Raw genomic sequence first — 19,745 nt, 5'->3', positions numbered from 1 at the left:
TTTCACATTATTTCAACTTAACTTATAAAATAGCGAGTTAACCACCCAATCATTGCTCCAAACATCACAGAGGGAAGAAACCTTCTTGTTAATTTAATTGTTATTGCTGTAAAAAGGCAGCCCATAAGAACCGGAAAGGAAACAGCGAGTTGTCCGTCAATGGGAACGAGGATTTGTTTTACCATGAGGGCTGAGATAATGCCAACCGGAACATAGTTAAAATATAATCGCCAAGGTGGACTCATTTCTCGTCCTGCCATTATTTCGAGGCCGATGATTCGGGATATATATGTGGACAGTGCCAGCAATACAATGAGCATCCAATTATTAAGCATCTTGACCCCTCCTCGCTAAATAAAGACCAACAAGTGGTGATAAAACTCCCGTAATAATGATCGTAAATTCATTACCCGGCAGTGAATACTCCAGTCCCAAAGTTATTATTACAGCAGTCAACGCCGTTGCGATTACCGGTTTATCTTTAAGACTTGGCATAAGAAGCGCTATAAAAGTAACGGGGAACGCTAAATCTAATCCCCATTTTTGCGGATCGATCTGATTCCCAATTAAAGCTCCCATGAGCGTGGAAAAGGCCCAAGCCAGATAAAAAGTGCCAGTAACTATGCCAAAATAAAGGGGATCCGGTCCATATTTTTTAAACCTGGAAGTACCTAAGACAAACGGCTCATCCGAAACACCAAAAGCTAACAACCACTTCCAATTCTTCGCCGGGGCAAGGCCCTCCGCCAGAGCAGCTCCGTATAATAAATTGCGAAGGTTCAGTAAAACCGAGGTGAAAAGTACACTACCTAGGCTTGCACCTGTAGTTAACATTGCAACTGATACCATTTGAGCAGACCCCGAGAACACTAGCAGGGACATTGCTACCGCGCCTATTACTCCCAAATTAGCTTGAGCGGCAAGTACACCATACGATAGACCATATGCTGCAATGGCTATGGCCAGTGGTAAAGCTTCTGTAAAACCGGTTCTCATTATCATCTTTTTTTCCATCTTAAAGAATGCCCCCTACCTATACTCGCTGTTTTAACTATCCGAATTAAAAAGATTTATCCTATTACCTTACCATATACCCGAAAAGAGTATCTTTTGTAGTGAAATATGCGCTTAGATGGTATAATAAAATAAACTTATATATTATTATAATATAAAAAACATCATAATGGTATAATAAAATAAACTAAAAATATTAATAAAATATACCATATCGATGTAATATACTAAGGTCTCTTGATAGGGGGAATAAAATGAATAAGGAAAACCCTTGGGAAGAAGGGAATGTGGGACGGTATGTTGGTGCGAATTTACGGCAATTCCGGACAAATAGAGGAATTAGCATGGACGTCTTGGCCAAGCAAATCGGGGTTAGCAAATTAACATTGATCAATATCGAACGTGGGGAAGCCAATCCTACGTTGTCGGTAATTTGGAAAATCGCAAATGGTCTAAAAGTACCAATAACCGCTCTACTATCTATAGATTCGGAGGTTTCCATCAGCCGGAAAAAAGATGGGATGAAACTAATCAGTTCAAACGATGTGTTTGTCGCTGAGCCATTGTTCCGTTCTCATGGCATGATTGAGCTTTACCGCGGATACTTACAGCCGCATGGAGAATATCTATCTGAAGCTCATCAACAGGGAGTGATGGAATTTATCACCGTTATGTCCGGCCGGCTGACCGTGGAAGTGGACGGTGAGACGTATAAACTAGATGACTATGACTCTATTCGCTTTAAAGGGGATCGCCCCCATAAGTACGTCAACCCATCTTCAGACTTGGCAATTTTGCACTTTATTATTTCCTATAATAATCTTTAAGTTTGTCTACCGACGTAAAAAAGGACAAGAACCCGCGCAGAAGTTTTAACTTCACTAAGTGTCTACTAAAAGCGGGTCAGTCTAACACTTTTGCTTTTTCTACGAAATAATACTGCTCCCGATTTTACCGGGAGCAGTTACATAATGTCATAGGTGGCGAGAACGATCCGCAACAAAAAGTACTAAAGAGCTTTTGCGATTGGCCAAGCAATTATTTATGCTTAAATCCATGTTTATTATATATAAGTAGTAGCTACGTTGGTGCATCCTATGCGATGCAATTGTAGGGCAGATAGTGAGTTTTGATTAAAATCAGATAGGACGACATGGCCGGGGGACACATGTTCTGCTAGGGAAACAGATGGGCATACATGAAGTGCGCGGGCTGCAATTTTGTCTTGGTGCGCAGACACGACGAGGAAAACAGAGCGGCATGCAGGAAGCGCGTGGATTACAAGATTGTCGTGGAGCACATGTTGAAGGGAGACAGAGTCTGGCAGAGTCTTCCGATGTGGTATCATCATCGGAATCAGACATTTCCGGATATTCCCAATCTGTATCGTTGTATTTATTTGACATACTATACCTCCGATAATTTTTTTTGTGGTTCTAATAATATCTTATGCATCATTATGATGTGACGTTAGGTAAAATTAATGGAAATATGTATTACAGCGCATAACAATATAATGATAGGGCAGAATGGGCCAAGTGTTTTAAATAGGTAAGACAAAAAATGCTGCTCCCGGCTTACAGCGGGAGCAGCATTTCTATGTGCGCCCGGCATGGGCGCAATCTAACGGGTGAAAGTCCCGAGCGCGGGTAGATAGTGCCAAGCGCATAGCTCAAGACAAGGGTGTCCACCGCGAGGTGGAATCTGAAGGAAGTCGGCGGCAAATCTCTGGTCTGACGAACAGAAATCACATATAAGGCAGTGTAAACTGGGTAAGGTTGCATAACAAACCGAAGCCCGAAACTATCCGAAAGTTTGCGCTGTAAATGTGGCAGATAGATGGAGAGAAAGATTGCGTTCTTACCCGGGGAGATCTCACAGACATGTGAAGATAACTCAATCGAAGCATGGTTGAAATAAGATTTACTGTGAGAAGTCAGCAGAGGTCATAGTACCGAAGTTTTTCGAGAAGGACTGAACAATAATCGAGTTCTTGAGCAAAGGAAGGTGAAGTCATGTTAAGAGAGCAGAAAACCAGTAAAATGGGCTGCCCTTGCCAGGGTATGCTGGAAGCAGAGAGTAACAAGGGAGCGCGGAGCATGACGACACTGGAAGATGCAAAAGAGAACCGCGTAAATCTGTTAGAAGAAATACTAGACCGAAACAATCTCAATGCAGCATATGCCCAGGTACTGCGCAAGAAAGGTGCAGGCGGAGTGGATGGCATGCAGGTTGGAGATATGAAGCAGTGGCTGAAAGACAATAAAGAAGAGTTTCTTGAATCCCTGCGAACCGGAAGATACACCCCTCAACCCGTGAGAAGGGTAGAAATACCTAAGCCGGACGGAGGAACCCGAAAGCTAGGAATACCGACCGTACTAGACAGGTTAATACAACAAGCCATAACCCAAGTGTTAACGCCCATCTTTGAAAAGAAATTTTCAGAAAGAAGTTATGGTTTTCGAGTAGGCAGAAATGCGCATCAGGCGATAAAGCAAGCCGAAGCATACTATAGGGCAGGATACACGAAAGTAGTAGACATTGACCTGGCGCAGTACTTCGATACGGTAAATCATGACATGCTTATCAACATGCTCCGTGAAGAAATCAAGGATGAACGAGTCATCGTCTTAATCCGGAAATACCTGAAAAGTGGAGTCATGGAAGGCGGTATAGTCAGCCCCAGTACATCGGGAACCCCGCAGGGAGGAAACCTGTCACCACTGCTATCCAATATCTACCTGACGAAATTTGACCAACTGCTGGAGAAGCGCGGACATAAGTTCGTAAGATATGCAGATGACTGCAATATCTATGTCAGGACGGAACGTGCAGCCAAGCGGGTCATGGCGAGTTGTGTGAAATTTCTTGAGGGAACTTTGAAGTTACAAGTAAATCAGCGGAAAAGCCAAATCGGCAGTCCGCTGAGGGTGAAGTTTCTGGGCTTTGCATTGCATAAGGTAGCGGGACAAATCGGAATACGTCCGCATGGGAAAGTCTTGAAACGTTTCAAAGAGAAGATCAAGGAAATAACCAACCGAAGTCGTGGGTGGGCAATCCAAGACACACTGCAAGAACTGAGGAAATATACAACAGGCTGGTTGAACTACTTTTCCATTGCAAACATGAGCAATAACATGAAAGAAATGAACAAATGGATACGGCGCAGGCTGCGAATGTATCTATGGAAGCAATGGAAGAAAGTTCAGACTAAGTTTGTGAATCTACAAAAGCTGGGACTGGATAGGAATAGAGCTTGGCAGTATGCCAATACACGGTTAGGGTATTGGCGTGTTGCGGGAAGTGCTATTTTACAAAGGACACTAACAGACAAATACCTCGAATCTCTAGGCTATATGAACATAGCGAAGAAATACGAGGCATTTCATTTACGTTAAAATTATTGAACCGCCGTATACCGAACGGTACGTACGGTGGTGTGAGAGGTCGCTAAATAAATTAATTATTTAGCTCCTACTCGATTGTTATAGATGGCTAAAATTAGTTAGGCAGCCATCTGTTTGATAATAGCTTCTTCTTTATGAGAATCATATTGGTTTTCCCACTTGGAAATAACTATGGCAGCCAAGGCATTGCCGATAACATTTACAACCGTTCTGGCCATATCGAGGAAGCGGTCAATACCGGCAATGAAAGCTAAACCTTCGGCAGGAATACCTACAGCGCCTAAAGTGGCTAACAGCACGACAAAGGAAACGCCCGGAACGCCGGCGATACCTTTCGAGGTAACCATAAGCACCATCATAAGGTTGATTTGTGTAGAAATAGGCAAGTCAATTCCGTACATTTGCGCCAGGAATATGGCGGCGATAGCCTGATAAAGAGTTGATCCGGTTAAGTTGAAGGAATAGCCTGTTGGAATAACAAAGGAAGTTATGGCTTTAGGACAACCCATGGCTTCCATTTTGGTCATTATATTGGGTAATACGGCCTCAGAACTTGCAGTTGTATAGGCCAGAATAAGTTCGTCCTTGAGAACTTTGATAAGATTCATGATATTGATGCCAAATAATTTAGCGGTTCCGCCCAGTACCAGGATAACAAAAGCGGCCATTGACGCGTAAACAGTAATTGCCAGCTTTGCCAGGGGAATGAGAGACAGAATACCGAATTTTGCAACAGTTGTACCGATAAGAGCGAAAACGCCGAAGGGAGCAAACTTCATAATTTGTTTGGTAACCCAGAACATGGTCTCGGCAGCGCCTTCACAGAAGTGGATAATGGGGCGGCCTTTTTCACCAATAGCAGCAACTCCCAGACCGAACATAACAGAAAAGAAAATGATAGCTAGTAAATCGCCTTTTGCAAGAGATTCAAAAATATTACTGGGAACAATATTTACAAAGGTATCGGCCAAGCTGTGATGGCCTACAGTTTCAGCAGTATTCACGTAGGTTGCAATGCTTACTTTGGTTAAGTTTCCGTCATTAATGCCAATACCAGGTTGGACAGTATTGGCGACAAAGAGCCCCATAACAATAGCAACAGTTGTTACTAGTTCAAAAAATAGAAGGGTTTTACCACCGATTTTACCTAACTTTTTTACATCGCCAACTCCGGCAATGCCGACAATAAGAGAAGAAAGAACAATTGGTGCGACAATCATCTTAATTAACCGGATAAAAGTATCACCGATGGGTTTTAGGTACCCTTCAATGGCGGGATTGCCATAAAACACTGAGCCAACAATGACACCTAGAATCAAGCCTAAGAGGATTTGCGCCCCCAAACCAAATTTTAATTTCTTCATTTTCTGAATCTTTCCTTTCTGCTAAATATTCTGGTACAATAAGAACGTCTTACCCTAAGCTATTCTCTTTACACTAAAAATTTATCACACGGTCTATCAAATCCGAGAAAAAACTAGAAAACTATTAAAAAAATATTTTAATAACTCAGTGAATGGAGTCTCTACATGAAGAACAATTGGCTTGCTTTTGTCTTGATGATCATCCTTGTACCCTTGGCCGGGGAGCTTAAATTTTATCCATTTAGCAACGAATTAAGTAATTTTCGCGTAAGTTTTGGGTCACCTGCTTTCTTATTCTTTATCCTGTGGGTGCAGAAATTACCGCTACTGCTAACAGGCCTGCTATGCGGTTTATCTGTCCTAAGTTTCCGGATGATTCTCGATGTGTCTACCGGTGCTGCTATGGCTCAGCAAAGCTTTATGCTGCATGTACCGGCGTTTTTTTACTATGTAACTTATGGAGCTATTTTTTATCTGGCCAATGTGAAAAACGTTAAAAACCAGCCCTGGACAGTAGCTGCTTTATCGATACTTGCTGAGATATCGGCAAGTATGCTGGAATTATTTCTAACAAGCACAACGAATCCTTCCGAGGTTTTTCATTTTCCTGTTATCGGGGAAATTATGGTTGCTGCTGTTATCCGCAGTTTTTTTGTTCTTAGTTTCTTTTATATCATCCAGCTTCGCCAAACTGAGTTAGTTGCTGAGCAGCAAAAAGAACAAAATAAACATATGCTCCTAATCATCTCAAGCCTGTATGAAGAAATGGTTCAACTTGCAAAATCTCAAAAATATGCTGAAAATATTACCAGAGATTGTTATAATCTATCCAAAAGCCTGCAAGCTAACGATCAATCCCTTGATAAAAGCGAATTATCTAAATCAATTCTTACCATTGCTGGCCAAATACACGAGATCAAAAAAGACAACCACCGTATTTATGCCAGCCTAACCCGTCTTATTTCCAATGGCAAGATTAATGATTATATGCCTGCCGGTGAACTTGTTGAAGTAGCAGTGCAATCCCATCAAAAATATGCCCGCTCCTTGGGAAAGCACATTGAGTTTGAGATGGACGTTGCTGACAGAATCCCGCCGCTCCATGTACATACTATACTGTCGATAGTCAATAATCTGATATCGAATGCTGTGGAGTCAATAAAAGACGCCGGGCAGATAGCCACTGTTTTTACTCTAAATCATGAATGCTTGGAAATCAGGGTAGCAGACAACGGCCCGGGTGTGCCGCCTAAAAAAAGAGAAACAATTTTTCGTCCCGGCTATACTACCAAGTTTGATGCTTCCGGGAATCCTTCCACAGGTATGGGATTGCCCTATGTTAAGGACTTGACAGAAAGCCTAAATGGTACCGTTTCTCTCCAAAATTCTACTGAGTCGGATGAAACAATTTTTGTCATAAAGCTACCTCTAAATAGTGTAACGAAGGAGTGAACCATATGCGCTTTTTTATTGTTGATGATGATGCTGCTATCCGCTCTATGCTGGCCGAGATAATCGAGGATTATGACCTAGGTGAAGTAGTGGGGGAGGGAGAAAACGGTTCTATGGTGGATGGCGCCATATTGTCCATGAGAGCTGTCGATATTTTAATTATTGATTTGCTTATGCCTGTAAAAGATGGCATTGAAGCTGTCGCTGATTTAAAAGATTCCTATACCGGGGGTATTATTATGTTGTCCCAGGTGGAGGATAAAGAGCTAATTGGCAATGCCTACACTAAGGGGATAAAGTATTATATAACTAAACCCATTAATAGGCTGGAATTAGTTAGTGTCATTCGAAATCTCACAGAACATCTGCGTCTACAGAAAGTAATCAACTTTATTGAGCGGGATTTAAATATACTTCAGGGAACAAAGATTTCGACTGTTCCAATACCAGCCACACCGGACAGCAATATTATTACTTCCGGCCAGTATCTGCTAACCGAACTTGGCATGGTTGGAGAAAGTGGCAGTAAAGACATCTTGGATATACTCGAGTTTCTTAGTAAATGCGAAGCAGAACATTCTCTTTCCAACAATGATTTTCCATCTCTAAAAGATATATTTATAAATGTCGCTCAAAAACAGTTGGGTGCTGCCTCGCAGGATGATAAAGAAGTCAGTAAACGGGTAAAATCACTTGAACAACGGGTTCGCCGCGCTATCTTTCAAGGTATGATGCACATGGCATCCATCGGGGTTACTGACTACACCAATCCGAGATTTGAAGAGTATGCGGTCAGATTCTTTGACTTTCAAGAAGTTAGGAGAATAATGCGCGAGCTCGAAGAAAATGATAAGCCTTCTATCTCTAATACGCGTATAAATTTAAAACGCTTTTTAAAAGTAGTTTATCTGGAGGCAAAAAAAAGACAGTAATATTTATTTTATTGATCAGTACCGACCTTTACCATTTATTACATTCTGTTTATTATATTGACATTTAGTTTTCTTGCATCATACACTATATTAAACTAAATAATTCTCTGTTAGGTGAGGCTCCTGCATAAAAAAATGCCACTGCCCGGAAACGTCGAGAGACGCCAATGGGTTAACAGGTACTACCGAATTAAGGTTTTACTTAATGTGGCTGAGTGAGAATGCGGCTCTACGTTATGCAGTGCTAAAACTAAACGAGTAGAGAAGGTCGTAGATATTGTTATTTATTGACTATTGATAGACCTTCTTCTTATAAGGAGAAGGTCTATATTTATTTATCTGGTGACTAACCATTCTAAAAACTCCCTCTTCTCCAAGTGGAAATTTACCTAATGGGTAAAGAAGCTAAGTCTGTTTTTTTGGTATTCCTGATTTAAGGAGGTGGTGTTATTGGATTCCGGCCCTGATAGTACCCAGAGAATCGAGCAAAAAGTTCTGCCTATCATGCATAGTAAAATCGGTAGGCCGGAACAATGCACAATAGGAGGTATTGATATGAATACGGTAACGAATATTGGTGAATTTTATTTCAGCCAACTCCTGGGAAAACCAATTCTTGATGAAGCTGGTCGGTGCATTGGTAAAGTTAAAGACATGGTAGTAAAATGGGATGGCGCAGCGCCGCGAGTAACCGGAATCAAGTATGGGCGAAATACCAAGGGGTTAGTTCCTATACAGTTTGTAGCAGAAATAAACGGTAAACATCTTAAACTGACCGGACAGTTAGCTTCCGCTATATTGCTGCCGCTCAAAGATGATGAAATCTATGTCAGCAAATGGCTGCTTGATAAACAAATTATTGATTTTAAAGGGTCCAAACTGGTTCGGGTTAACGACATCACCCTAACATGGGTAGAGCATGATAATCAACGCGGGTTAGTATTAGTGGCTGTAGATATTGGCTTACGCGGCTTGTTCAGACGTCTTGGTCTAGAGTTTTTAGTTAAAAATAGGGAGCACAATTTTATTGGCTGGCAGTTTATCAAGCCCCTGGAAGACCGAACCTCAAGTTTGCAGCTTAGCCGTGATAAAGAACGGTTCAGCCAATTACATCCCGCGGATATTGCGGATATCATCGAGCAGTTGGACTATAACAGCAGGGCTAGTTTCATTAAAAACTTAGATTCTCGGCAGGCTATCAATGCTCTGGCGGAAATGGATCTGGATACACAGATCGAGATTATTACCCAGATGGATCAGGAACAAGCCTCCGACCTGCTGGAAGATATGCCGCCTGATGAAGCCGCTGATATACTGGGTGAGCTTCCTGATGAGAAATCACAGGAATTGCTTAGCCTGATGGAGTCTGATGATGCCGAAGAAGTACAGGAGTTAATGAATTATCCTGATGACACGGCAGGAGCCCTTATGACTACCGAATATATTGGGTTGTCAGCTAAAATTTCAGCCGAAGAAGCCATTGAAAGAATTCGTCAAATGGCGCCAACTGCAGAAACAATTTATTACATTTATGTTCTGGATGATAAAGAAACCTTGCTGGGAGCACTTTCATTACGTGAACTTATTTTAGCTTCACCGCAGGCTGCTTTAGACGGTATAATGCATGAAAAAGTAATCTATGTGCGTCATGATGACAGTCACCGAAAGGTAGCCGACATAATACACAAGTATGGACTACTGGCAGTTCCCGTAGTTGATGAACAAAATGCTATGCTAGGAATTATAACCGTTGACGATGTATTAGAAATACTGCTTCCTGAGCGCGGCAGAGGGGATGTAAGTTCCGGGTACATTATCAACAGACGGCTCTGGAGGTGGTGATAGGAAATGGTTCAAGGGATACGCGGACGTATTGGCATCTTTTTAGCTGTTATGGGGCCGGGTATTGTAACTGCCTTTGCTGATAATGACGCAGGCGGCGTTGCTACTTATGCGGCTGCAGGTGCAAAATATGGCTATACTCTATTATTTACTATGTTCGTTTCTACTATCTGTTTAGCTATTGCGCAGGAGATTTCGGCCCGCACCGGAGCTGTCACCGGTAAGGGGCTTGCCGACTTAATCCGCGAACAATTCGGTGTAAAGTGGACACTGTTTGCTATGGTTGTCCTGCTTATCGCTAATATTGGCACAACTGCCTCCGAATTTTCGGGTATTGCTACAAGCTTTGAAATATTTGGTTTGAGTAAATATTTTTCAGTACCTTTAATGGCGGGGGTGGTCTGGTGGCTGGTGTTAAAGGGCAGTTATGACCGGATTGAGAAAATCTTTCTGGCGCTTTGCGTGACTTTTATTAGCTATGTATTGTCAGGCATAATTGTAAACCCACCATGGCAGGAAGTAATGCTCGCCTCAGTCACACCGTCTTTCTCCCGGGATGCCGAATTTCTTCTAATGGCAATTGGCGTAATTGGCACAACCATTACTCCCTGGGGACAGTTTTATGTTCAAGCTTCCATCGTAGATAAAGGGATTACGGCCAAGGACTACGCCTATACCCGCTGGGATGTCTTTATCGGCTCCTTCTTTACCGGATTTGTTGCATTTTTTATTATCGTGGCTACTGCAGCAACTTTGTATGTTAACAATATATCAATAGAAACCGCTAAAGATGCGGCCCTTGCTTTGGAACCACTTGCCGGAAAGTACGCCAGCATGTTTTTTGCTTTTGGTTTATTAGGTGCGTCCATGCTTGCGGCATTTATTCTACCACTTAGTACTGCCTATGCAATCTGTGAAGCATTTGGTTTTGAACATGGGATTAGTAAATCGTATGAAGAAGCACCGGTATTTTTTGGGTTATATACAGCGCTGATCGTAATAGGGGCGGCACTGGTGTTGTGGCCTGGTTTATCACTCTACAATGTTATGCTGACCTCGCAGGTGGTAAACGGCGTATTATTACCGCCAATCTTAATTTTTATGGTTCTAATTGCCAGCGATAAGAATATAATGGGTGATTATTCAAATTCGCGCACGTATAATATTATTTCGTGGATGTTTACCATTGTTTTGATTATATTAACCGTATTGTTACTAGCTGCTACGGCTATGCCGGAATTGCTGGACTCGGTAGTACATTACTTAGGAGGTTAACTATATAGAATTAAGTAAAAATAGCGATATCATTACGAGATTCTAATGATATCGCTATTTTTTGTTAGTTCAAAAAGGGGAGTACTTGTTTTTTTCTTTCCGGAAGAGTTATTTTAGCCTGGTACTTTTTACTGGCGGTGGGTATAATAGTAAATCATATTGCAGATAGCAATGTGTTTATAGGAGGGAACAAGTTTGGAAGTTAAAACAGTATCGATGTGCCGTTTAGTCAAGGGCGGGGATCTCAATCATCATGGTACTTTATTTGCAGGGAGGGGAGCAGAATGGTTTGTTGAGGCAGGTTTTATTGCCGCTGCTTCGCTTACTTCACCAGAAAGCACTGTCTGCGTCAAAATTCATGGGATGGTCTTTACTAAGCCAGTTAGGAAAGGTAGTCTTATACGGTGTGAAAGTAAAGTGGTACTTGCCGGACGAACCAGCTTAGTAGCTTACGTAAAAATAGTACTCCATCCTTCTGAAGAATTCATCGTAGATGGCTTTCTAACATTTATAAACGTGGATCATCAAGGCAAGCCAACTCCACACGGAATTTCGATGGAAGCAGTTTCACCGGAAGATATTGAGCTTCAAGCCAAAGCAAAGTCTTTATAGCTACTTGTCATCCATCTCTTATACCAGGCGGGCTAATCCGATGAGGATAAGAATAGCGCCAGGTAAAAAGGGAAAGCGTTTTTTTAAGCTCTCCGATACCAGATGAGAGGAAGACCAACTGCCACAGGCGAGGAACGCCATTTGGACAACGCCCATAATGAGTGGGGTGTAAAAAGGCAGGAATCCCATCAAACTGGCGGCAAAGGTAGCAACCATGTTATCAATGCCCAGCGCAAGTCCCAGGAAAATAGCTTCCATAGGGCTGATAGATTTCGATTTATCAATGTCGGCTATTTCCGGATTCGCCATAATACAAATTATTAGTTTCCCTATTTTCAAAGTTACTTTACGGGTGTCAAATTCATTTTCTATATCAGAGGCGGGAATATCTTTGGTTAGATATTCTTGGAACAGATTGAAGCCGCCTAGCGTAATCAACAGTAGCGAACCGAAAATAACGGCGATATGAACATCGATAAATTGGCCAAGCATTTTGGCGCACCACATGGAAAAGCCGGTGCAGGCGGCAGTGATCAGGCCAATTATGGTCAGAGAACTAAACGGCATGCGAATGGCTTTTAAACCATAAGCGATACCTGCTGCAAACGAGTCAAGACTGACAGCAAAGCCTAATAGCAGTACGTAAAAAACACTCATAATATTGTCCTCCTCCAAGGTAGTGATATTTCAAATCCATGTTAATATATGATTTAATTTAAAACTTGGTTACCAACCGCGGGTTACCTAATGACGAGGAGGAGGGCCGGTTGAAGAACTCTATCAAGCAGTTGATGGTTAAATCAGAGATGTTTAGATGTGAATAGACTAAGGTCGTATATAAAAAAATGACTGCCCTTAGCGGGCAGTCATTTCAGAGTGTAGACAAATCCCGCTTCAGGCCGGAAGGCCAACAAGCGGGATTTTGTTAATAGTTACGAGTTTCATAAATTTTGATAACATAGACGGAAAAGTTCTTGAAAAAGGCGGTAACATACCGCGCTTTTTTTTCCACATTGCTAACTTCTTTAAATTCATACACGCAAAAAGAAGCGTGAGGTAGTGTTGTACTTTCCTCAAGCCACGATAGCGAGTATAGCGCATTCCATGTCTTTCTTTCGCATCTGCGAAGACACGTTCAATGGTTTGGCTTCGGCGGCGATATAGGTCTTGGCCTTGGTGAGTATGACGGACATCCTCTGCATATTCAACGCAAGATTCCCAGATATGCCGGTTTACGACTTTTGTAAAGTTTTGGCTTTGGGTACATTGCATACGCAGTGAGCATTGGACACATATCTTGGGATTGCTTTTGTATTCCCGATAGCCTTCTCTATTTGTAGTGGAATATTTTAGCACTTGGTTATTGGGGCAGATATAGCAGTCATAGTATTCGTCATAAACATACTCGTATTTCTTAAAGTATCCTTCTTTAGTCATAGGGCGTTTGTAGGGCATAACCGGTATTTTATTTGCTTGCATAATTTCACGACATACTCCCGGCGTTTTGTAACCAGAATCGGCAACTACTGCTTTTATGTCATTAAATTTTTCAATGACATCTTGAAATACATCGGTAAACACCTGACTATCATGAACATTACCTGGGGCTGTTTTAACACCAAGAATAAAATTGTTGCGCTCACAGGCCACTGTGGCGGTGTAAGCAAAGCAACGCTCTTTTTCACCTTTATGGAACATACCACTTTCTGGGTCAGTTGTACTTTCTTTGACTTCCTTTTCTTCAATCATTGTTCCGTCAGAATCATTGTCGTTGTCATCGGTAAAAGGTTTCTTGCCATGTGATTCACGGTCAGCGTTAATTTCAATCATCAATTCACGCTTATATTTATGTACTCGATGCTGGGCCATCTTTTTAACATACTTGTTTTTATTGGCGTTGGCCTTAACATGACTAGCATCAAAAAATACAGCATCTGCTTTGATAAAACCACATTCTATGGCCTCAAATAACACTCTTTCAAAGATTTTTTCAAAGAGGTCACTTTCTTTAAACCGTCTTTCATAATTCTTCCCGAAGGTAGAAAAATGCGGTATCTTCTCCTGAAAGCCGTAGCCTAAGAACCAGCGGTAAGCAAGATTGACTTGAGCATCGCTAATTGTTTGACGCATAGATGTAATACCGTACAAAATCTGCAGTACTAGCAATTTTATCAGAACGACCGGATCGATACTGGGTCTGCCAGTAGTATCACTGTATAAATCTTTAACTTCATCATATATAAAATCGAATTTTATGCTTGCATCAACTAAGCGCAGTAAATGATCTTGTGGAACTAGCTCGCTTAGACAAACAAATTCGACTTGGTCGATTATCACTCTGTTTTTCTTCTTAAGCACGATTATCTCTCCCAATCTCTTATTATCTCTATTTTACTATATTTCACACCGGATTAGAAGAGGTTCTCAAATATAAAAAGGCTGCCGACTTTGTCGACAGCCTGAAATGACTGCCCTTAGCGGGCAGTCATTTTATTGTTTTGACGTTGTGCTGGATGTTGTATTCTTTTGAACTTTGTCGCTTGGTTCTTGTACGGTAGGATTATTGGTATTACCGGTTACAGGAATTGTTTTTGGGGTGGCAGTACTTTTATCATTTTGCTGGGTAGTTTCGGTTTTTGGTTTACTAGGTTCCGCAGAAGTTTTCGTGGTCGCTGCGGGTTGCTTTTCTACATTTGTTTGCACAACCGGAGGAACATCTGCAACCTTTATTTCTTTTGGTATCGATTGCTTATATTCGTTTGATAATAGCTCGGCCGCGCGATTATATTTTTCATCAATTGGGATTGCCTGGATTTTAGCAACTTTAGCGCGAAGCTCTTTGATATCAGGCAGCCAGTAACTAACATCTTGTATCCAAATGGGGGTTCCGTCAATCCATTCTGTTTCTAGCCCTGATTTTGCAGCGTCACTTACAATAGGCGCTAATTTAAGCATTTCACCTGCAGGCATGTCCGTACTTACTGTGGTAGAAAATTGTTTAACAATATCCGGGAGCTTGGTAATAAGCTGTGGTTTAGTAAATTCCTTCATTAATGCTTTTAAAAACTTTTGCTGCCGGGCTACACGCCCAATATCTCCTTCATCATCCCGGTAACGAACATATTGAATCGCCGTTTTACCATTCATTCGTTGAACACCTGGTCTAAGATCTATATATAATCCACCGTTATCATCGTAGGGATCGGCATACAGCATTCGTTTATCAACGTCAATTGTAACTCCGCCGATGGCATCAATCATGCGGACAAACCCATTAATGTTTATTACAACAGTATAATCAATTTTTATTCCCAGCAAATTCTCGATAGATGTTTTGGAGAGTTTCGATCCACCAAAGGCATACGCATGGTTGATTTTATCCCAGCCATGCCCGGGAATTTTTACACGGGTATCACGCGGTATTGACAGCATTGTTGCCTTTTTGGTATTGGTATCAATGGTAACCACAAAGGTGGTGTCAGAACGCCCAACATCATCCTCGCGTTCATCCGCACCAAGAACTAAAATATTAATTTTCCCCTTTGCAGCAGTCGCAATTCCAGATACAGGTTTACTATCTTCAGAAAAAATAGCATACGTAATTCCCATAATAATACAAAGGACAAATGCCAGTAGAATTGCTGCACGGCCTTTTCTTAGACGGCGCTTCGCCCTTCTGCTAGGAATAGTCTCGTGTGAATTTTGAGCCATGTATCCACCTTCTATGTTTAATGTAAGCGATTACTAAATTTTCTAAGAAAAATAAAAGCAATATCTCCATGGAATAGGAAACCATTGCTTAAGACTACTATTATCTATAGTTAGAAATTGGCGTATACCAATACAATTGTTAGTGTATTACTTACTATTATTATTGTCAAGTTTCAAATTAGTTTGCAATTAAGTGCATTTATCTTATCTATTACAGTTATACTTTTTGAACAATTGCGTAAAGTATGGAGTTCTCACTCAAATAAAAGGCTAAGCATAAATAAATGTGCTTAGCCTTTTTCAACGTTGGTCATTGGTTTGTAAATTTACTATTTACTATCTTTTGCAGTTCTCCTTTATCCGGTACCCAATAACTAAGTTCGTCAATGGTTGCAAAATCGCCGGGTACCATTTGGGTGTGGAGAAAATCGGCTTTCATGTCTTTGAATATCGTTGCAATTTTAACCATTGTATACGTGTTCATATCGGTTTGAACATATTGGCTGATTGTTCCTACTAAAGCAGGTAATTTTAAAATTGTGCCTGCCTGAAACATTTGATTGGTAAGCGCTTTTAAAAAATGCTCCTGACGTTGAACACGGCCAATATCACCAAGCTCATCATGGCGGAATCTTACATATTCGCCTGCTTGTTTCCCGTTTAAGTGTTGATATCCTTTTTTTAGATGAATACTTAGGTTTTCATAAGGGTCGTCATAGTTCATATCATGTTCAATGGTTAGGTCTACGCCTCCTAATATGTCGACGACTCTGATAAATGCCTTCCAGTCAATTGCAATATAATAATTAATCGGGATATTAAAGTTATCTTCCACAGTACGTACTGCAAGATTGGGGCCGCCGTAAAAGTATGCATGCGTTATTTTATCATAACCAGGGCGACCGGGGATGGTTACTTTCGAATCGCGGGGAATGGACAAAATAGTAACGTTCTTATCATCGGGATTAATGCCTGCCACGATCATAGTATCAGAACGTCTAGGACTTCCTGGGTTATCCGGATCGCCATCATCCAAGCCAAAAAGCAAGATATTGATACGGTTGGTTACTTTTTTCTCCGGCGGTTTCGCAGCCAGTGCTGGAACATCTGATGACGATTGTTTGCTTTCCACAGCCGGTGCCTGGATTTTGCTAATAAAAGCATATGCTGCGATACCGCCGATAGTGATAATGGCTATAGTTAAACTAATTATAATAAGCAGTATTTTTTTCCATGAGATGTTAGAAATCATACGCAATACCTCCCTCCACAGTATGGAATATAAAAAGAGCCTGTTTGTTCCTATTAACAGACTCGGATTGCGCTACTTGTCATAAAGTAAGCAATGTACTAAATTATTTTAACAAAGCTTAAGAAACCATTCAACCAACTAATTATGGAAGTAAATTTGCCAGGTTTTTAATACGTTTTTCTTATCGATTATTTTTACCACGCACCTGACCGAAATAGTCGCATCCCCAGTGATAAAAGGCAATAAAAATCCTTGAAGCGAGAAATGTAATTACTAATGTGTAGAAACTTGTAAACCAGCTCCATTGAATGTATTTAATAAGGCCGGTATAAAGTTGAAGAGGATATTCTATGGCAGTTATAACTGCACTGAACAATAATGCGTACCAGATTATTGCTCCTATGCCCCGTGAGCGGGTAACCTGGTTATATAGAACACCTAGTAGTGGGAATACCCACAACTCAAAAAGTATACTTGTTTCGAAATACTCCGGAAACAGGCGGATCGGATATTTTAAGAGTTTAAGGTTTTCAACCGCGGCTCCCCAAGTAATACTTAGGGTACTTTGAAAAAGGAAAACGACGACCCAATCTCTAAAATATCGCCAATCTACCGCAAAAAGCAGTAGCAATCCAGTAGCAAGTGCCGCTATTATCATAACTATATATTCAAAGCTGAAAATCATTGAAGATATACTCCTTCAAATTGAGCTAGTAAAACCGTTCGAAATCTTTATAAAAATAAGATTATGACAGTTCGTGAAATCAATAGGCGCCCAGATTTTGGGCGCTGTATTTATTTTGTATTTTTTGCGTACTTGGCTTTCGCCTGCTCTAAGGCTTCATCTATTTTGTTATTGAACTGTTCCGTAACTGCGTCCGAATTTTGATTGCTTACGCCTTCTAATGAGTTAGCTGCGTTATCGGTAGCCTCATTCATTAACTTGCTAGAATTCTTTTTGTCCAGCATTTCCATCACCTCCTAATTAAAGTGTGCTCGATTCTGGCGATAAGTAAACCTAAAAAAGTGGGCTAATTTACTAAGTGTGGTAAATGAACAAAAAAATTATGAGGAGCATCAAGTTTAGAATAATAAAAGCATAAAAGGATTAAACAAAATGAGGACACCTGAAAAAACAGGTATCCTCATTTTGTTTAATCCTTTTATTTAAAAGTTTCCCTCAGTAATTCTAAGAAGTGCTTACTGCTAGCAGACAGCTTGCGGTTTCGCAGCCAGACAATAACGGTTTGTGTTGATACCGTGGGTTCTATTATTTTTTTATAAGTCAACGCGGAATCTGAAATGAGTCCTTCCGTAGACTTAGGTACTAAAGCCATACCGATTCCTACTTTTGTCCATAGAATATTAAGTACAATTCCATCACTTATGCAAACGATTTTCGGCGTAAAGCCGGCTTTGGCGCACCAATCGACGAATAAATTTTTCCACCTAAGTGGAATGATAAGCGGCTGGTTATTAAGCTCAATCAGTCGAACATTTTCAGGATCTTCTCCGCAATAGCATTTATCCTTTTTCATAGCAATAACTAATGGTTCATCGGGGAGAGTAATTGATTCGTAAATTTCTGAATCGAACGGTGCGCGCAAGATGCCAACTTCGATTACTCCGTTGTCCAAAAGCTCTAAAATCCGAAAGCCATCACCTTCCCATAATTGGAAAGTGACATTAGGATATAAACTGTGAAATCTACTAATCAGATTTGGCAGCAATGTAAATCCCGACGTAGTAACCGTACCTATCGAAATTGTACCGCCTAAGCCGGAATTGAATTCAGTCATTTCTTTCATTGTGCCGTCGACTAAGCCTAATATCTGTTCTACCCGTGCACGTAATAGCTGTCCTGCTTCCGTTAGTCTTATTCTCCGGCTGCCACGTTCAAACAATTGAGCTCCAAGAGCACTTTCCAGTTGTTTCATTTGTCTGCTTAGAGCCGGTTGCGCGATATTAAGCCGCTTAGAAGCGTTGCTGATGTTTCCTTCTTCAACAATAGTATAAAAATACCTCATGTCCCGGATGTCCATGTACGCACCTCTTGTATACCTTTTTGATATATAAAGTATATGAAATTGATAATTTTATTATAATTCGGACTATGTTATAATTGCAACAAATAGTAATCTTTTCGGGGCGCTCCTACGGAAATATTAATAGTATGCCAGGAAAATGGTTGTATAAAAGGGGGCTTTCTCTATTGAACTTGCCTATTGGTGGCCATGAATTGTATTCCTTTATTATTGTCATGATGCTAATGATAGTAACTCCTGGTGTCAATCAGGTGTTAGTACTCCAATCGGGACTTAGTTTCGGACATAAAGCGGCTATTTATAATGTTGTAGGAATAGCCAGTTCGATGTTTGTTCATACCACTCTTTCCGGATTAGGAATAGCCCTTGTTATTATGAAATCACCAAGTCTGCTCAGTCTGTTTAAGGTGCTGGGGGGCGGGTATCTCGTTTATTTAGCAATTAATAGTATTGTGAGTGCCTATCAGCTAAGTAAGGTATCTGAAGATACAATTGATGAAACCTACGTAAGTAATGAATTAGAAAACGGCCGTAAATCTTTTACCAAAGGATTTACTACCAATGTGTTAAATATCCAGACATCTTTTATCTTTTTGTCTATTTTTCCACAATACATGAATCTTGAGAATAATTTATTCATGCAATCGCTATTGCTTACGTTGGTATTCGTAGGTTTGTTGCTGTTATGGTATGCCATAATAATAGCTTTGATTTTTAAAATACGCCATTATTTGCTTGATCGCAGAGTTCAGCTAAGAATAAAGGCAGTTACCGGTTTTCTCTTGTTGGTAATGGCAATAAAAATGCTCCTGAAGTAATATTGCTGTTTCCATAGTAAA

Annotated in this window: 17 protein-coding genes, 1 pseudogene and 1 riboswitch; of the genes and pseudogenes, 8 read left to right on the top strand and 10 right to left on the bottom strand. The window is 40.8% G+C overall.

Features of this window, described 5'->3' with window-relative positions; all coding sequences use genetic code 11:
- Window positions 1–17: 17 nt before the first annotated feature.
- Together SRRS_RS18640 and SRRS_RS18635 are read right to left on the bottom strand one after the other, a co-directional pair.
- The gene (locus SRRS_RS18640) at window positions 18–335 is read right to left on the bottom strand and encodes an AzlD domain-containing protein (RefSeq protein WP_371362616.1); all 318 of its coding nucleotides are present in this window, start codon (window positions 333–335) and stop codon (window positions 18–20) included.
- On the bottom strand, window positions 328–1,014 hold the full coding sequence (locus SRRS_RS18635; protein ID WP_371362614.1) for an AzlC family ABC transporter permease: 687 nt from the start codon (window positions 1,012–1,014) through the stop codon (window positions 328–330). The genes SRRS_RS18640 and SRRS_RS18635 overlap by 8 nt, the downstream gene beginning before the upstream one ends.
- A 254-nt stretch (window positions 1,015–1,268) precedes the next feature.
- On the opposite strand from SRRS_RS18635, the gene SRRS_RS18630 reads away from it, so the two are divergent.
- On the top strand, window positions 1,269–1,841 hold the full coding sequence (locus SRRS_RS18630) for a helix-turn-helix domain-containing protein (protein WP_371362612.1): 573 nt from the start codon (window positions 1,269–1,271) through the stop codon (window positions 1,839–1,841).
- A 1,188-nt stretch (window positions 1,842–3,029) separates the two neighbouring features.
- Window positions 3,030–4,412 carry a group II intron reverse transcriptase/maturase gene (ltrA, locus tag SRRS_RS18625; RefSeq protein WP_371361643.1) on the top strand — a complete coding sequence of 461 codons (1,383 nt, stop codon included), beginning with the start codon at window positions 3,030–3,032 and terminating at the stop codon, window positions 4,410–4,412.
- 107 nt (window positions 4,413–4,519) lie between these two features.
- Here ltrA and SRRS_RS18620 read toward each other — a convergent pair whose 3' ends face one another.
- Window positions 4,520–5,785 (bottom strand): cation:dicarboxylate symporter family transporter, encoded by a 1,266-nt coding sequence (locus SRRS_RS18620; protein WP_371362610.1) that lies wholly within the window; start codon window positions 5,783–5,785, stop codon window positions 4,520–4,522.
- A gap of 165 nt (window positions 5,786–5,950) precedes the next feature.
- Between SRRS_RS18620 and SRRS_RS18615 the strand changes: the two genes are divergently transcribed.
- The 5 genes from SRRS_RS18615 (at window position 5,951) to SRRS_RS18595 (ending at window position 11,898) form a co-directional block, all read left to right on the top strand.
- The gene (locus SRRS_RS18615) at window positions 5,951–7,237 is read left to right on the top strand and encodes an ATP-binding protein (RefSeq protein ID WP_371362609.1); all 1,287 of its coding nucleotides are present in this window, start codon (window positions 5,951–5,953) and stop codon (window positions 7,235–7,237) included.
- A 5-nt stretch (window positions 7,238–7,242) separates the two neighbouring features.
- Window positions 7,243–8,169 carry a response regulator gene (locus SRRS_RS18610; protein ID WP_371362608.1) on the top strand — a complete coding sequence of 309 codons (927 nt, stop codon included), beginning with the start codon at window positions 7,243–7,245 and terminating at the stop codon, window positions 8,167–8,169.
- A gap of 99 nt (window positions 8,170–8,268) precedes the next feature.
- Window positions 8,269–8,439, top strand: a riboswitch (M-box (ykoK) riboswitch).
- Window positions 8,440–8,724: 285 nt separating this feature from the next.
- On the top strand, window positions 8,725–10,011 hold the full coding sequence (locus tag SRRS_RS18605; RefSeq protein ID WP_371362606.1) for a magnesium transporter: 1,287 nt from the start codon (window positions 8,725–8,727) through the stop codon (window positions 10,009–10,011).
- Window positions 10,012–10,017: 6 nt separating this feature from the next.
- Window positions 10,018–11,286: an Nramp family divalent metal transporter gene (locus SRRS_RS18600; protein WP_371362605.1), complete on the top strand. Its 1,269-nt coding sequence runs from the start codon at window positions 10,018–10,020 to the stop codon at window positions 11,284–11,286.
- A gap of 195 nt (window positions 11,287–11,481) precedes the next feature.
- A complete protein-coding gene (locus SRRS_RS18595; RefSeq protein WP_371362604.1) occupies window positions 11,482–11,898 on the top strand; it encodes an acyl-CoA thioesterase in 417 nt (138 codons plus the stop codon).
- A gap of 18 nt (window positions 11,899–11,916) precedes the next feature.
- Here SRRS_RS18595 and ytaF read toward each other — a convergent pair whose 3' ends face one another.
- The 7 genes and pseudogenes from ytaF to SRRS_RS18560 form a co-directional block, all read right to left on the bottom strand.
- Window positions 11,917–12,555, bottom strand: coding sequence for a sporulation membrane protein YtaF (ytaF, locus tag SRRS_RS18590; RefSeq protein WP_371362603.1), 639 nt, complete (start codon window positions 12,553–12,555; stop codon window positions 11,917–11,919).
- Between the two features lie 342 nt (window positions 12,556–12,897).
- Window positions 12,898–14,256, bottom strand: a pseudogene (locus SRRS_RS18585) (IS1182 family transposase); the annotation flags it as partial.
- A 132-nt stretch (window positions 14,257–14,388) separates the two neighbouring features.
- A complete protein-coding gene (locus SRRS_RS18580; RefSeq protein ID WP_371362602.1) occupies window positions 14,389–15,609 on the bottom strand; it encodes an LCP family protein in 1,221 nt (406 codons plus the stop codon).
- Between the two features lie 310 nt (window positions 15,610–15,919).
- Window positions 15,920–16,861, bottom strand: coding sequence for an LCP family protein (locus SRRS_RS18575; protein WP_371362601.1), 942 nt, complete (start codon window positions 16,859–16,861; stop codon window positions 15,920–15,922).
- Window positions 16,862–17,042: 181 nt separating this feature from the next.
- On the bottom strand, window positions 17,043–17,546 hold the full coding sequence (locus tag SRRS_RS18570) for a CBO0543 family protein (RefSeq protein ID WP_371362600.1): 504 nt from the start codon (window positions 17,544–17,546) through the stop codon (window positions 17,043–17,045).
- Window positions 17,547–17,656: 110 nt separating this feature from the next.
- Window positions 17,657–17,830 carry a hypothetical protein gene (locus tag SRRS_RS18565; protein WP_371362599.1) on the bottom strand — a complete coding sequence of 58 codons (174 nt, stop codon included), beginning with the start codon at window positions 17,828–17,830 and terminating at the stop codon, window positions 17,657–17,659.
- A 194-nt stretch (window positions 17,831–18,024) separates the two neighbouring features.
- Window positions 18,025–18,903, bottom strand: coding sequence for a LysR family transcriptional regulator (locus tag SRRS_RS18560; RefSeq protein ID WP_371362597.1), 879 nt, complete (start codon window positions 18,901–18,903; stop codon window positions 18,025–18,027).
- Between the two features lie 170 nt (window positions 18,904–19,073).
- Here SRRS_RS18560 and SRRS_RS18555 point away from each other — a divergent pair, with 170 nt between their 5' ends.
- Window positions 19,074–19,724: a LysE family translocator gene (locus SRRS_RS18555; protein WP_371362596.1), complete on the top strand. Its 651-nt coding sequence runs from the start codon at window positions 19,074–19,076 to the stop codon at window positions 19,722–19,724.
- The last annotated feature ends 21 nt before the right edge of the window (window positions 19,725–19,745 follow it).

Source organism: Sporomusa rhizae, assembly GCF_041428845.1.
Taxonomy (GTDB): domain Bacteria; phylum Bacillota; class Negativicutes; order Sporomusales; family Sporomusaceae; genus Sporomusa; species Sporomusa rhizae.
This window is presented reverse-complemented; position numbering and strand designations above follow the sequence as displayed.